Source organism: Hymenobacter telluris (assembly GCF_017313265.1).
In the GTDB taxonomy this organism is placed as follows: domain Bacteria; phylum Bacteroidota; class Bacteroidia; order Cytophagales; family Hymenobacteraceae; genus Hymenobacter; species Hymenobacter telluris.
The window spans coordinates 189,769-203,206 of record NZ_JAFLQZ010000002.1 but is presented as its reverse complement, the minus strand read 5'-3'; the positions used below and the strand labels follow the sequence as shown (position 1 = coordinate 203,206).

Here is a 13,438-nt window from a genome sequence, read left to right as displayed (position 1 = left end):
ATGCGGGATTCCTACATGGCAAAACCAGAATATAATTAGCTTTTACCTAGTAACCACCTGTAACAAACCACCAACCAGGCACAACCTTGGCCAACAAAGCCGTCGATGCGCCGAGGCAAGCTGAGCGTAGCTTCTAACCCACCCGAGGGTACCACCAAGCTGACATTCGGGCTGCAAAAGGCTGGCGCTGCAACAGGGCGCGGGCTGGACATTACCGGCCGTACCGTAGCCACGGTACGCAACGCCCAGAAACTGGCTGCTGGTGCGCACACTATTGAGCGGCCAGCTCTGTGGCAGGCTGGGTTATATGTGGTTTCGGTGGCGACTGGTAAATCCGCGCAGGCGGTGCGCTTCGTAGTTACCCAATAGATTTCCCCATACAATGGTTGAAAAGCCTGCCCTGCTTCGGGGCAGGCTTTTTTTATGTTGCAAAGTGGCTATTTCGGCGGCAAACTATTGCGCCGACGGGAAGTAGTACATTGTGCCGGCTTGCGGCCATTCCCTTTCCCCTACCCTCTCTTTAATGAAGCCCCGCGTTCTGCACCTGCCCAAGTGGTATCCCAACCGCTACGACGACCAGGACGGCGACTTTATAGCTCGGCACGTAGCCGCTATTGCCCCGCACGCCGAAACGGCGGTGCTTTTTGCCGCCGTAGCGCGTGGCCCCTTGCCCCGCCTGATAGACTGCGAAGCGGATTTGCATGCAAGCGTGCCTACCCTACGCTACTACTACCGTGCCCGGCCCACGGGCTTTGGGCTGCTGGATAAGCCGCTAAAGCTTGTTCTCTACTTCTGGTGCCTGGGACTAGGCTACCGGCGGCTGCGGCGGCAGTGGGGCCACCCACCGCAGTTGATACATGTGCACGTGCTGCTACGGACGGGGCTGTTTGCGTGGTTTCTGAAACTTGTGCAGGGTATTCCGTACGTAGTGACTGAGCACTGGACGCTGTACCTTCCTCAGAACGCACACCATATAGGAGGGCGGCGGCAGTGGTTGACGCAACGGGTGGTACGGGCGGCGGCGGGCCTGCATACCGTATCCAGGAACCTGTGCGAGGCATTAAGTGAGTTGGGAATACGCAACGCCCGGACGGTAATAATTTCGAACGTAGTGGACACGCAGCTTTTCCATCCGCCCCTTGAGCCAGGGCAGCGGCACGGGTTGTTGCATGTAGCCGCTTTCAATGAACAAGCCAAAAACCTGAGTGGCTTGCTGCGCGTGGTAGCTCGGTTGCGGCTTATCCACCCTGAGGTGCGGCTACGCATTGCTGGCTACGGGCGGGCCGAGGCGCAGCTGCAACAACTAGCAGCCGACTTACACCTGACCCAGGAGGGTACCGTTACGTTTCTGGGTAAGCTTCCGGCAGCAGAGGTAGCTGTTGAAATGCGGCGGAGTGCCTGCTTTGTATTGTTCAGCAACTATGAGAATCTGCCTTGCGTGTTGGTAGAGGCCCAGGCCAGCGGCCTGCCTGCCGTAGCTACCCACGTAGGCGGGGTGCCCGAGCTGTTACCGGCCGACAACACCCGCGGCTATCTGGTACCGCCCCGCGACGAAAACGCATTAGCGGCAGCCTTGCTCCGGGTGCTAGATCATCCCGAGCAATTCGACGCGCAGCACCTGTGGCAATACGCCGATTCTCATTTCAGCTACCCAGCTATTGGGCAATCATTTGCGGCTTTCTACAAAGACGTTTTAGGAGTACACTAACGGCTACCCACACCATTTCACTTTCTCTTTTTCTGGGTACTATTCACTTACAAGCATGGTCCGCCGCATCCTTGGTAATTTCGTCACCCGCTTAGCTACGGCCCTGCTCAGTTTTGCGGTGGTGTGGCTGACGGCGCGCTACCTGGGGGCGGCGGGGCGCGGCGCGGTGAGCTTGTTTGTTACGGATTGTGCGGCGCTGCTTCTATTTATTGGATTGCTAGGAGGCTCCTCGCTCATCTACCTAGCGCCCCGCCGGAACTTGTGGCACCTGCTGCTGCCTGCTTACGGCTGGGCTACAGCGGTTTGTTTGGCAGGCACTGCCGTGGTGGCTTCGGTGCGCAACGTGTCGCTCGGCTACCTCGGCCACTTGCTGGCGCTGGCCTTATTGCAGGCGTTTCTGTCAATAAATACGTCGTTGCTGCTCGGGCGGCGGCAGGAAGCGGCCTACAACCGCTTGGTAGCCGGACAAGTAGCCTTGCTGGCGGGTGGTTTGTTGCTGGCATTTATGGTCCTCAACCAGCGCGTAGTGCCCGTATACTACTACGCCAGCTACTTGGCTTACAGCGTACCGCTACTGCTGAGCTTGCGCCCATTGTGGCAGCAGCCCGACCGTAGGCGGCGCGGTGGCCGCCGCCTGCGGGCTACCGTTCGGGAGTTGGCCCGCCACAGCCGAGGAGCGCACTTCTCCAATATTCTGGCCTTCGCCAATTACCGCCTCAGCTACTATTTCGTGGCGCATTTTGCCGATGCCCGTGCCGTGGGCATCCTCTCGGTAGGCGTAGCCCTGACCGAGGCCATCTGGCTGATTCCGCGCAGCACGGCGCTGGTGCAGTATGTCGATTTAATACATGCCGATAAAGTAGCCGCTCCCATAGCACCGGCTATGCGCGTGTCGCGGCTCACAGTGCTGAGCACGATGGGGGCCGTTGGCGTGCTGGCGCTATTGCCTCCGGCAGTGCTGGCAGCAGTGTTCGGGCCGGAATTTAGCGCCGCCCGACCGGTTATTCTGCTGCTGGCTCCCGGCTGCATCATTATGGCCCTCCAGATTTTGTGTAGCAGCTATTTTGCCGGGCTGGCGCAGTACCGCATCAACAACACCGCTTCCGTGCTGGGCCTATTAATGACGTTGGCGGCCTGCACGTTCCTGATTCCGCGCTTCGGCATTCGCGGCGCGGCGTTGGCTAGCACGCTGTCGTACATGGTGTCCGCTGCTTTCTTGCTTCACCACTTTCACCGGGCTACGGGTGCGGCGCCGTGGTCTTTCCTGCCGGGGCCGTCCGATGCCACTTACGCGTGGTCGTTGGTGCGGCAGCGCCTGGGCAGCTAGGGTTTTACCTGCAACGTAAGCTCGAAATACGGCACCGGGTCGGCGAGCAGGTTGGGCGTATGCGTGGGCAAAGCCGCCGGCGAATACAGCGCGCACAACGTATTGGCAACCTGCACTAACTGTCCCGGCGCTGAAGCCGGCAACCCATCCAGAATCCCGGCCAGCACTTCCCAGCGCGGCTGTGCGGGCTGGCGGCTGGCATCGTGCCACACCACCACCGTATTCGGCCCTACCAAGTGTTCGAACACGCGGCGCGTATCAGTTTGCACGGCTTCGTACCGGTGGTCACCGTCAATAAACACCACGTCGAACTGCCCCAGACCAGCCAAATCATACGTGGCAGAGTTGCCGTGCAGGTGCACCACGTTGGGCAATGGCCGCGAAAAAAAACCGTGTAGCTCTATGTACCGCTCACTTAGCTTCAGCTGGCGCATTTCGTCGGCCGACAAGTTGAGCGTATGCACCGAAGCCGCCACTTCCGCCACGTTGGCGGCACTTTCGCCGCGCCACGTCCCAATCTCGAAGTAGCGGCATGCTGGCACCAGCCCCACTATAGCGCGGAGCAGCAGCAAATCGGTTGGCAAAGAACCGCCATCCCGGAAAGCAAACGGCCGCACCGTATGCGTACCGGCAGAGAGGAAATGGGTGAGTGGCACTGCCGGCAGTCCCTGCGCCGTTACTCCCCGCCCGGAATGGCGGGCGGCCCGCTGTTGCCACGCCGTTTCGTCGGTGGCCAGCACATTGTTGAGCAGCCACGGATTACGAACCAGACTAGCCAGACCGCGCAGAGTTTTGGAAATACGTGACAATGTGCAGCATCTATAGAGGACCGCGCAAAGCTAAGCGTGTGTTCGGGATTTTACCTTTCGAGGCCGCTTGAGCTTACCAAAAACAGCGTTATTAGTAAGAATAAAACACAGCCGATAGTGGAGTAGCCCTCTCGTTTTAGTGTCCGATAAATAAAAATCTGTCCCCGCTAGCAGCCTTTTAGCGTCGCCGCTTGTCTGCCTAGTGCAACCCACTTCGGGGGGTGAAACTACCTTGCATGCCGGCCTCTTCCGAACTCGACGCTCTGCTTGCCCGTTGCGCCCGCCGCGAACCAGCCGCTCAACGGGCGTTGTACGCTCGTTATGCCGGCCGGATGCTGGGGGTGGCGCGGCGGTACGCCCGTACGCTCCCGGAAGCCGAAGACATTTTGCAAGATGCCTTCGTGAAAGTTTTCACTCACCTAACCGAGTTTCGGGCTGAGGGCACGCTTGAAGGCTGGATTCGACGCATTGTCGTGACAACGGCCATCAACCACTGGCAAAGCGGCCGGCTCCGCCGCCAAACCCAAGGCGCTACCCTCGATGACATACCCGACCCACCCGCCACCGATTCCTCGGCCTTCGACCGGCTGAACGTGGCGGAAGTGCTGGCCCTCATGGAAAAGCTGCCCGATGGCTGCCGGCTCGTTCTCATGCTGTACGCCGTAGACGGCTACTCTCACCGCGAAATAAGTGAATTATTGAATATACAGGAAAGCACCTCAAAAGCTCAGCTCAGCAAAGCCCGCAAGCAATTGCAACATCTTTATCTACAACAGAATAACTACATCCGACTATGATGGAGGAACCCGAAGACGACCGGTTGGACCAGTCGTTGCGTGACACATTCAGTGACTTTGACTTACCGCCTTCCGGCCATATCTGGAGTGGTATTGAAGGTCATTTGTCGGCAATGCCGGGCCCGCCCCGAAAAGTGCCGCTACTTCTGCTGTTGCCAGCAGTTGGGCTGGTGGGCGTAGCGGTGGGCTGGCTGTTACCGCATCCTACTGAGCCAACGCCAAACTCGCAGCCAGCCGTAACTACGCAGGCACCTGCCCGGCCCGACCCGCAGCCAACCAAAGAGTTGACTGCCTACAAGGCACCACAGCTTCCGCCAGCCAGCCAGCCAATACACGCTGTGCCAGTTGTAAGCGCCAGCCCCGTGGCTAAGCGCGTGCGGCCGGTCTTGGCTGCATCTGTTGACCGTAAAGCCAGCGCAACAGCCATTCCCGAGCCTATCGACTCTGCTACAGGTATAGCTGCTACGCAGCCGGTTGTTGCCGAAGTACCCGTAGTGTACACTGCCCCAGTTGCTACGGAGCCCTCGCCGGCCCAGGTAGTACCCAGCAGTCAGCTTGAAAATAGCGCGCTAGTAACCCCGCCGACGGAGGCCACCAACCTGCGCTTGCGGGATACCGCCGGCTCAGCGCATTCCAAATACGCCGCGGAGCTTCCGAAGCAAAGCTTTAAAAACGAGAGCCTGCGCGAATGGCGCCCCGAATACCGGGTGCCAAAGCACCGGCTGGAAGAGCGCGGAGGCCGGCTGCGGCGCATTCGCAACTCTATTACCAAGCACTGGCAGCACCTGTTTGGGCCACGCCGGGCCGGCCAGCCAGCCTCCTAGCAATAGTTGGCACCAGTTATAGTTTTAAGTAAAAAAACAGGAATCTAAACTTTCCTTCAACCCTCTATTCATCAGCAGCATACCCTTCTTCTAGTTGCTGTCGAACTTTAATTATTCACTTTACGAGCAACACGCAGCAGCCTTTTGGCCAGTCGTCCTGTCTGGGCAAGAGCGCGCTTGAATCTGAGAGCCAAGTCACGTTTTACCTGCTAACTACCCGTGCTGAAGGGCCCTTATAGTACTGCTATGTCTGTTTTACTACACGCTTCTACCCAACCGTCCTTACCTGCTCATAATCAGACCGTTTCGGCTGACCGTACCCGCTCTATTGAGCTATGGCTGCTCACGGCTTTCCTGTTTTCCCTTCTGATAGTAGGTCGATTGACGAGCCGTACTGCCGCCAGCGCCCAACTTAGCCAATTACCTACCCACTCTAGTTTGCTGCGCAACATCACCCCTATCCGCCCCGGCACTCCTAACGGCCCGGTACCCTTTTTTGAGCCTACTGCTTTTTATCTGCCAGCCCTGACCACCACTATTCAGTAGGCGCCGCGCTTCGGCGCAGTTTATTTAGCTGATAGGCACTTTACCCAGAATAGCTTCAATCAAATCCTGAGTCCGGATTCCGTCGGCTTCGGCTTCGTAGGTGAGCAGAATGCGGTGGTTGAGCACATCGGCGGCAACGTCCTTAATGTCTTCGGGTAGCACGTAGTCCCGCTCATCGAAATAGGCTACGGCTTTGGCGGCCCGGTGCAGCGCAATGCTGGCCCGGGGGCTCACGCCAAACTGCACATACTGCTGAAACTGCGCCAGGTCGTAGTCGGCTGGTTTACGGGTGGCGAATACCAGCTCGATAATGTACTTTTCCAGCGTTTCGGAAATCTGTACTTGGTTGATTTGCTGCCGGATTCCAAAAATATCCTCTTTGGTCAGGATGGGGTTTACCTCGCCTACATAGCTCATATTGGCCATGCGGCGCATTACCTCCAGCTCATCGGTTTTCTTGAGGTAATCGACAAACACCTTCATCATAAACCGGTCGACCTGGGCCTCGGGCAGCGGGTAGGTGCCTTCTTGCTCCACAGGGTTCTGGGTGGCCAGCACCAAAAACGGCAAATCCAGCGGATACGTGGTTTCGCCGATGGTTACTTGCTTTTCCTGCATGGCTTCCAGCAAGGCACTCTGCACTTTGGCCGGGGAACGGTTGATTTCATCGGCCAGCACCAGATTGGCGAAGATGGGCCCTTTCTTCACTTCGAATACCGACTGATTCTGGTTGTAAATCATGGTGCCCACCAAGTCGGACGGCAGCAAATCGGGCGTGAACTGCACCCGCTGAAAATCCAGGTGCAATACCTTCGACAAGGTGCTGATAGTAAGCGTTTTAGCCAAGCCTGGCACCCCTTCCAGCAACACGTGGCCGCCTGTAAACAAGCCAATCAATAGCCGGCCAACCATGTACTGCTGCCCCACTACCACTTTGCCTACTTCGGCGAAAACTTGCTTGATTTTCTGCTGATAATCGGGGGTGGAATCGGAAGTAGGCGAAAGCATACGCAGTAGGCAAAGAAAGGAAGTGGCACTAAGGTAAAGAATCAGGCGGCTTCGTGGGCATTAAGAACCTGGCACGCTGTACAACGCAGTTCCTACCCGCTTCTGTTGTCCAGCAAAGTAATTCAACCCCAAAGCCCAATTCAATCCTTCTAATAAGCCTTTAAATGAGAAACACACTAATTGTACTTAACAGAGGAAATTGCAATTCATAAGGCAATTGCTATAGTTACTGACCGAGTGAGTTGGGGTACTTGGCGGCTAGGTTGTATAGTTCAGCTAGGTGAGCTGGCTTGCGAAAGGGCTAACCGTACCTTAGTGAGGCTAGAAACCGCGTAGAGCCTGTTATACTATATGAAATCAGTTGCTTCTCCCACCCCGCTCTTCACCAGCCAGCCAGCGCAGTCCGCGGCCGAGTTGCAGGTGGCCGAGCTACGGCGGGAACTAGCAGCTGCCCGCCAGCGCGAACAGCAACTCCAGGCGCGCAACCAGCAGCCCGACGCTACCGCCGACGTACGGCAAGCTCTGATCCGGCAGATTACGGACACCAGCCCCCACGTTATGTACGTCCGCGACGCCCAGGGCCAACTGGTTTTTCGGAACCGCGCCTTCGATGAACTGGCTGAGCGCAGCCACTACGCCGTTACGCCGCTACACCTCGACCTAACCGAAAACCTAAGTCTGCCGGCCTGGGAAGTTGCGCACTGCGCCGTGCTGAGCCAGCAGAAGCCTGTGTCACAGGAGAGTTCTTATACCCTGGCCGACGGACAGATACTGTGGTTTAAGCTGGATAAGCTGCCGTTGCCCCAGCCCGATGGCACCGTGTACGTGCTAACCATTGCCACCGACATTACAGAGGTAAAAGCGGCCCGCGACACGCTGGAACAAAGTGAAAAGCGCTACCGCGACCTGCTGGCACATACCCAGGCCCTTATTGGCACCCACGACTTGCAGGGCCGCATGCTGTCGGTGAACCCAGCGGTGGAGGAGCTGATGGGGCTGCCAGCTTCGGTTATTGTAGGGGCACACCTCACCCAGGCCGTACCCCATGCCTTGCAAAGCGAAGTGCAGCAATATCTTACCGAAATCAGCACCAGCAAGCATCGCCAAGGGGTAATGAAAATTGTCAATCAACAAAACGAGCGTCATTACGTGCTGTTCAATAATTTCCGAGTAGATGAACCGGGCCAAGAGCCTTACGTGGTAGCCTACGGGCAAGACATAACTGAACGCGTGCAGGCGGAGCGCGAGCTGCTGCGTGCCAAACGCGAAGCGGAGGCCAACGCCTTGGCCAAGGAAAACTTTCTGGCCAATATGAGCCACGAAATCCGGACGCCCATGAACGGCGTATTGGGTATGGCCGGTTTGCTGGCCAAAACCCCACTCGACGCCCAGCAGCGCCAATACCTAGACACCATTCTGGCATCAGGCCGTAATTTGCTGGCTGTGCTCAATGATGTATTAGATATGGCGAAGATTTCGGCCGGCAAGCTTGAACTGGAACACATTGCTTTCGACCTCAGTAAATCTGTTCGGACGGCCGCCCAAACGCTGGCCTACCGGGCCGCGGAAAAAGGCCTGATTTTCGATATTCAGCCGCTGGTTCTCACCGAACCAGTGGTGATGAGTGACCCGTACCGGCTGAACCAGGTACTGCTCAACTTACTCAGCAACGCCATCAAGTTTACGGAGCGTGGCAGCGTTACGCTGGGAGCCGACGTGCTTAGCGAGACGCCGGAGGCTGTTACCATTCGCTTTTGGGTGCGCGACACGGGCATTGGTATTCCGGCTGAAAAGCAGCAGCAGATTTTCGAGAATTTCACCCAGGCTTATACCGATACGGCGCGGCGCTTTGGTGGTACCGGGCTCGGTCTCACTATCAGCCGCAGCTTGGTGGAACAGTTGGGCGGAAAGCTGGAGCTTTCCAGCACGCCGGGGCAGGGCTCTTGGTTTATGTTTACGCTCACGCTGCCCAAGGCCGCCGACCAGCAGGTGGCTCCCACGCCGCCCGTGCCCGATTACCAGCGCCTGCAAGGAGCCCGGGTACTGCTGGCCGAAGACAGCGCCGTGAACCGGCAGCTTACCACGCTCATTCTCAAGAACTGGGGTATTGCCGTAGATAGCGCCGTGAATGGCCCCAACGCCCTGGCCTTGTTCCAGGCCCGCACCTACGATGCCGTGCTGATGGACATTCAGATGCCGGGTATGAGCGGGCTGGAAGTAACCGAGGCCATCCGGCAAAGCACCGACCCAGCGCGGGCCAGCGTGCCCATTATTGCTCTCACCGCCAACGCCTTCCGCGCCGACCGGGAGCGGTACTTACAAGCCGGCATGAACGACTGCCTAACCAAGCCCTTCGAGGAAACCGACCTGTATCAGAAACTGGTAAGCCAGCTGTTTCCCGTCACGGCGCCTTTGCCTGCGCCCGCGCCGACGGTTGCTGCCAGTGCTTCGGCGGAACCAGTGCAGCCGGTTGGGCCGCTCTTCGACCTGAGCCAACTGGAGCGCAACGCCCACGGCAACCAGGAGTTTATGCGCCGCATGATAGACGTATTCCTGCTGGAGGTGCCCGTGGCCGCCACCGACTTGCAGGCGGCCGCTACCGACAAGGATTGGCTGGCGCTAACCACGCTGGCGCACAAGCTGAAATCCACCCTGAAGTTGTTTCAGATTACCGCTGCTTTCGATTACCTATCGGTTCTCGAAGACCTGAACGCCGTACCTGAAGCACGCCAATCGGCTGCCCAGAGCTTGAGCGGCTTGTTGGAACGAGTGTGCGCCTCACTGCAGCAAACGGTGGGCTGAATCATCCTGGAGCCTGAACCTGACAGGTTTTGCTATTATGAGATGTAGCGCGGAACAGATTTCCTGTGGCTTCCGCGCTACATTTTGTACGGCCTTTCAGTAAGTAGCTTTTCGGCAATACGCTTTGTTGTAAAGCCTAAAAACGGTTCAGGTTGCGGAAAAAAGCTTCCTGATACGATACGCCAATGGGTATCTGGTGGCCGCCAGGCAAGCGGGCGGTGTTGTCTTCTATAGACTCCACCTGCTTCATATTCAGGATGTAGGAGCGGTGCACGCGCACGAAATGGTCGAAGGACAAGCGGGCCGCAAACGACTTAAGCGTGGTATAGACGATGTGCTTCTGCTTCGGCGTGACGATGGTCACGTAGTCCGACAGGGCCTCAATGTACAGCACCTCGTCGAAGTTGAGGCGCACCATGCGGTTGTTCACCTTCACGAACAGGTCGGAGGAAGGCGGGGGAGCCGGGGCGCTGGGCGGTGCGGGCTGAATGGTGGATGTTGGGCGGCGCTCCAACACGCGCTGCACTGCCTGGCTGAACCGGGCGTAATCGAAAGGCTTTACCAGATAGTCGGTTACGCGCAAGGCAAAAGCATCGACGGCAAAATGCTCATACGACGTAGCCAGGATTACCTCGGGCGGGTCGGTGAGGACGCGCAGCAGCTCCAGCCCGCTGAGGTTGGGCATCTCGACATCCAGAAACAGTAAGTCTACTTTATTGCCCGCCCGGAAGAAGTTTAGCCCCTGGGCGCCGTCGCTCAGCGAAGCCACTAGCTGCAACGATTCTGTTAGGCCGATGTAGTGCTCCAGCGTGAGCCGGTTCATCGTGTCATCGTCGATGACCAAGCATGTGAGTGCGCCCGGATTGGACATAGAATAGCAGAATGTGAGAAAAGGCCGAAATATGTAGCTTATTTAGCGAAATATAAGAGTTGTTTGCGGGAGTAGCCGTTTTACTGAAAATGCTGAAGCTGCCTGGCTTCGCTTCGGGGCCGCTAATTTCAGTTGCGCTTCACTCATGACCCTAGCTTACTTTCAAGTATGGCTGATTATCAAACCTTTCAGGCGCTGCTGGAACCGGGTGGTCCTAGCTTTATGCCAACCCAAATTGTGGTGGTGCCGCCGCTAGTGGTAGAGGCCCTGGGAGGCAAGGCTGCCAAGCGCATGGTAGGCACCGTAAACAGCTTTCCGGTGCGGCTGGGGCTGCTGCCGCTACCCGGTGGCGGGCGCTATCTGATGCTGAATAAAGACCTGTGCCGCGCGGCCGACGTGCAGCTGGGGCAGCACGTAACGGTTAGCCTCATGCCCGACCCGCAGCCAGACGTGGTGGACTTACCCGAAGAGCTGGCCGAAGCCCTGGCCGCCTGGCCCGAAGCCGAAACCGGGTTTCATCACTATTCGGCCAGCCACCGGCGTGCTATGGCGCAGCTCGTTGCCTCGGCCAAGCTGCCGGAAACCCGAGCGCGCCGGGCAGTGGAGCTAGCCGAACGGCTGGCGCTGGGTCGGCATCCTTTCCGGAAATCATAGCCACCAAATCGGTAACGGGCAGGCGCTGCCACCCCTGAAAATCAGGGCGGCTAGCCGGTGTAGTAACGGCAGTGGTATAGTCTTCTGCCTGTTTGGCCGATTGTGCTGTGCTGCCTGCGGTACCTACGGCTACCTTTGAAACCAATCATTCGTTTCTGTGCACTATGCCCCTTCTCACGTCCCGCCAAGCTCAGCCTTTCCTGCTGCACGCCGTTATCTGGCTATTGGTAGGTTTTCTGGTGGCGGTGCAGCCCGGCAGCCAGCTGCCCGAGGTGCCGTTCTACTTGCTGCAAGGCAGTTTGTTTGTGGCGTCGTTGGGAGTGTTTTATTTGAATGCGGAATGGGCTGTGCCGCGCCTGTTGTATAAGCGGCGCTGGGTGAGCTACGCGCTATTTCTGTTAGGGCTAGTGCTGGCCGTGGCAATACCGCATCGGCAGGCACAACGGGCTTTGGAGAAGCACTACGGCGTAGGACCGCCGTTTTTTCGGCCGCAGTTCCAACGTTCGGGGGCGCCCTTCAACCAGCGCCCACCTTCCGGCAGGCAGCCGGCCCGCCGGATGCGCCAGCAGCACAATGAGTGGGTGAATCCGGCGGTGATGTTCTCGACCCTATTGGTGCTAGGCTTGAGTACCAGTGTGGCAGCCGTACAGCGCGGCCAGCGCGATGCGCAAATCAGGCAAGCGCTAGAGCAGGAAAAGCTGACGACGGAGCTGGCGTGGCTGAAGGCCCAAATCAACCCGCACTTCTTCTTCAACACGCTCAACAACATCTATTCCCTCACGCTGCTCGACGGCGACGAAGCCCGGGAAGCCATTCTGCGCCTCTCGCGCATGATGCGCTACGTGCTTTACGACACCCAGGCCGGTACCGCCCCGCTTAGCCAGGAGTTGCTGTTCATCCGCGACTACATCGACCTGATGCAGCTGCGCCTCACCGACAACGTGCAGGTGCGATACGACACGCCCGCCAACCTCCACGACGCGCCCATTGCGCCAATGCTGTTGCTGACCTTTGTGGAAAACGCCTTCAAGCACGGAGTTAGTGCGCTGGCGCCCAGCCACATTCACATCACAGTGCGGCAGCCCACCCTCCACACCCTGGACGTGGAGGTGCGCAATTCCGTTTTTGCCGAACGGCCAGTGGCCTTGGATGAAAACCACGGTATCGGACTAACCAATACCCGGCGGCGGCTGGCATTGTTGTATCCTGAACGCCACACGCTCACTGTAACCAAAAACGACCCGGCGCACGAATACTACGTGCACCTCACCCTAACTCTGCAAGCATGACGCTCAACTGTATTGCCGTCGATGATGAACCGCTGGCCCTGAAACTGGTGGGGCGCTTCATCGAGCAGACTCCGTTTCTGCGGCTGGTGGCCAGCTACGGCAGCGCCGTAGCAGCACTACGCGGGTTGCAGCAGCAAACCGGCCCTATTGATTTGATTTTTCTGGACATTCAAATGCCCGACCTCAACGGGCTGGAACTAGCTAAGCTGTTGGACCGGGGCCCCGGCGGTGGCGGTCCGCGGGTGGTGTTCACCACTGCCTTCAACCAGTACGCGCTGGACGGCTACAAGGTAGATGCCCTCGATTATCTGCTGAAGCCGTTTTCCTACGACGATTTTTTGCGCGTGGCTAACAAAGCTAAATCCTACGCCGAGCTAACCCAACAACCCACGCCGACTGTTTTGCCCGCTGCGCCCACTCCCAGTGAGCCCACCGAGGATTACTTGTATCTGAAAGTGGAGTACCAACTCGTGCGGGTGCCTTTCAACGATATTCTGTACGTGGAAGGGCTTAAAGACTACGTGAAAGTGTACCGCCGTAGCGAAACCAAGCCGCTACTCTCGCTCACCAGCCTGAAGGCGCTGGAAGAGAAGCTACCGGCGCGGCAGTTCATGCGCATTCATCGCTCCTACATTGTGGGGCTGGGCCACATTGCGGCCATCGGGCGAGGCACGGTGCACATCGGCACCGAAACCATCCCCGTCAGCGACAGTTACCGCGAAGCCTTCGACCAGTTTGTAAGCCGCTGGAAATAAGAATTCACGTAACCACCAAAACGGTGTAGAGACGCGACACTTCGCGTC

The 13,438-nt window shown here is 58.0% G+C and carries 13 protein-coding genes; 10 read left to right on the top strand and 3 right to left on the bottom strand.

Annotated features, from left to right (window positions below):
* Positions 1–105: 105 nt before the first annotated feature.
* The 3 genes from J0X19_RS03225 to J0X19_RS03215 all read left to right on the top strand — a co-directional run bounded on the left by J0X19_RS03225 (position 106) and on the right by J0X19_RS03215 (position 3,035).
* A complete protein-coding gene (locus J0X19_RS03225; RefSeq protein ID WP_206981048.1) occupies positions 106–369 on the top strand; it encodes a hypothetical protein in 264 nt (87 codons plus the stop codon).
* A gap of 154 nt (positions 370–523) precedes the next feature.
* Positions 524–1,708 carry a glycosyltransferase gene (locus J0X19_RS03220; protein WP_206981045.1) on the top strand — a complete coding sequence of 395 codons (1,185 nt, stop codon included), beginning with the start codon at positions 524–526 and terminating at the stop codon, positions 1,706–1,708.
* A 55-nt stretch (positions 1,709–1,763) separates the two neighbouring features.
* Complete coding sequence (locus tag J0X19_RS03215; RefSeq protein WP_206981043.1) at positions 1,764–3,035, top strand: lipopolysaccharide biosynthesis protein; 1,272 nt, start codon at positions 1,764–1,766, stop codon at positions 3,033–3,035.
* Here the strand turns inward: J0X19_RS03215 and J0X19_RS03210 are convergent.
* Positions 3,032–3,844, bottom strand: coding sequence for a class I SAM-dependent methyltransferase (locus tag J0X19_RS03210; protein WP_206981042.1), 813 nt, complete (start codon positions 3,842–3,844; stop codon positions 3,032–3,034). The two genes, J0X19_RS03215 and J0X19_RS03210, sit on opposite strands and share 4 nt — an antisense overlap.
* A gap of 236 nt (positions 3,845–4,080) precedes the next feature.
* On the opposite strand from J0X19_RS03210, the gene J0X19_RS03205 reads away from it, so the two are divergent.
* The 3 genes from J0X19_RS03205 to J0X19_RS03195 all read left to right on the top strand — a co-directional run bounded on the left by J0X19_RS03205 (position 4,081) and on the right by J0X19_RS03195 (position 6,011).
* Positions 4,081–4,641, top strand: coding sequence for an RNA polymerase sigma factor (locus tag J0X19_RS03205; RefSeq protein WP_206981034.1), 561 nt, complete (start codon positions 4,081–4,083; stop codon positions 4,639–4,641).
* Complete coding sequence (locus J0X19_RS03200) at positions 4,638–5,465, top strand: hypothetical protein (RefSeq protein ID WP_206981025.1); 828 nt, start codon at positions 4,638–4,640, stop codon at positions 5,463–5,465. Before J0X19_RS03205 ends, J0X19_RS03200 begins: the two co-directional genes overlap by 4 nt.
* Before the next feature lie 246 nt (positions 5,466–5,711).
* Complete coding sequence (locus tag J0X19_RS03195) at positions 5,712–6,011, top strand: hypothetical protein (protein WP_206981023.1); 300 nt, start codon at positions 5,712–5,714, stop codon at positions 6,009–6,011.
* A 24-nt stretch (positions 6,012–6,035) separates the two neighbouring features.
* Here J0X19_RS03195 and J0X19_RS03190 read toward each other — a convergent pair whose 3' ends face one another.
* On the bottom strand, positions 6,036–7,019 hold the full coding sequence (locus J0X19_RS03190) for an AAA family ATPase (protein ID WP_206981021.1): 984 nt from the start codon (positions 7,017–7,019) through the stop codon (positions 6,036–6,038).
* A 351-nt stretch (positions 7,020–7,370) separates the two neighbouring features.
* Here J0X19_RS03190 and J0X19_RS03185 point away from each other — a divergent pair, with 351 nt between their 5' ends.
* Complete coding sequence (locus tag J0X19_RS03185; RefSeq protein WP_206981019.1) at positions 7,371–9,821, top strand: hybrid sensor histidine kinase/response regulator; 2,451 nt, start codon at positions 7,371–7,373, stop codon at positions 9,819–9,821.
* A gap of 136 nt (positions 9,822–9,957) precedes the next feature.
* Here the strand turns inward: J0X19_RS03185 and J0X19_RS03180 are convergent, their stop codons facing one another.
* Positions 9,958–10,692 (bottom strand): LytR/AlgR family response regulator transcription factor, encoded by a 735-nt coding sequence (locus tag J0X19_RS03180; protein ID WP_206981017.1) that lies wholly within the window; start codon positions 10,690–10,692, stop codon positions 9,958–9,960.
* A 168-nt stretch (positions 10,693–10,860) separates the two neighbouring features.
* Here J0X19_RS03180 and J0X19_RS03175 point away from each other — a divergent pair, with 168 nt between their 5' ends.
* The 3 genes from J0X19_RS03175 to J0X19_RS03165 all read left to right on the top strand — a co-directional run bounded on the left by J0X19_RS03175 (position 10,861) and on the right by J0X19_RS03165 (position 13,390).
* Positions 10,861–11,346, top strand: coding sequence for a YdeI/OmpD-associated family protein (locus tag J0X19_RS03175; RefSeq protein ID WP_206981015.1), 486 nt, complete (start codon positions 10,861–10,863; stop codon positions 11,344–11,346).
* Between the two features lie 164 nt (positions 11,347–11,510).
* A complete protein-coding gene (locus tag J0X19_RS03170; protein WP_206981013.1) occupies positions 11,511–12,635 on the top strand; it encodes a sensor histidine kinase in 1,125 nt (374 codons plus the stop codon).
* Positions 12,632–13,390 (top strand): LytR/AlgR family response regulator transcription factor, encoded by a 759-nt coding sequence (locus J0X19_RS03165; RefSeq protein ID WP_206981012.1) that lies wholly within the window; start codon positions 12,632–12,634, stop codon positions 13,388–13,390. The genes J0X19_RS03170 and J0X19_RS03165 overlap by 4 nt, the downstream gene beginning before the upstream one ends.
* The last annotated feature ends 48 nt before the right edge of the window (positions 13,391–13,438 follow it).

Excerpts from the sequence above, each read along its gene's own strand:
- J0X19_RS03225 (WP_206981048.1), top strand. The coding sequence starts at position 106 with ATGCGCCGAGGCAAGCTGAGCGTAGCTTCTAACCCACCCGAGGGTACC.
- J0X19_RS03180 (WP_206981017.1), bottom strand. The coding sequence starts at position 10,692 with ATGTCCAATCCGGGCGCACTCACATGCTTGGTCATCGACGATGACACG.
- J0X19_RS03185 (WP_206981019.1), top strand. The coding sequence starts at position 7,371 with ATGAAATCAGTTGCTTCTCCCACCCCGCTCTTCACCAGCCAGCCAGCG.
- J0X19_RS03215 (WP_206981043.1), top strand. The coding sequence starts at position 1,764 with ATGGTCCGCCGCATCCTTGGTAATTTCGTCACCCGCTTAGCTACGGCC.
- J0X19_RS03165 (WP_206981012.1), top strand. The coding sequence starts at position 12,632 with ATGACGCTCAACTGTATTGCCGTCGATGATGAACCGCTGGCCCTGAAA.
- J0X19_RS03220 (WP_206981045.1), top strand. The coding sequence starts at position 524 with ATGAAGCCCCGCGTTCTGCACCTGCCCAAGTGGTATCCCAACCGCTAC.
- J0X19_RS03175 (WP_206981015.1), top strand. The coding sequence starts at position 10,861 with ATGGCTGATTATCAAACCTTTCAGGCGCTGCTGGAACCGGGTGGTCCT.
- J0X19_RS03190 (WP_206981021.1), bottom strand. The coding sequence starts at position 7,019 with ATGCTTTCGCCTACTTCCGATTCCACCCCCGATTATCAGCAGAAAATC.
- J0X19_RS03205 (WP_206981034.1), top strand. The coding sequence starts at position 4,081 with ATGCCGGCCTCTTCCGAACTCGACGCTCTGCTTGCCCGTTGCGCCCGC.
- J0X19_RS03200 (WP_206981025.1), top strand. The coding sequence starts at position 4,638 with ATGATGGAGGAACCCGAAGACGACCGGTTGGACCAGTCGTTGCGTGAC.
- J0X19_RS03195 (WP_206981023.1), top strand. The coding sequence starts at position 5,712 with ATGTCTGTTTTACTACACGCTTCTACCCAACCGTCCTTACCTGCTCAT.
- J0X19_RS03170 (WP_206981013.1), top strand. The coding sequence starts at position 11,511 with ATGCCCCTTCTCACGTCCCGCCAAGCTCAGCCTTTCCTGCTGCACGCC.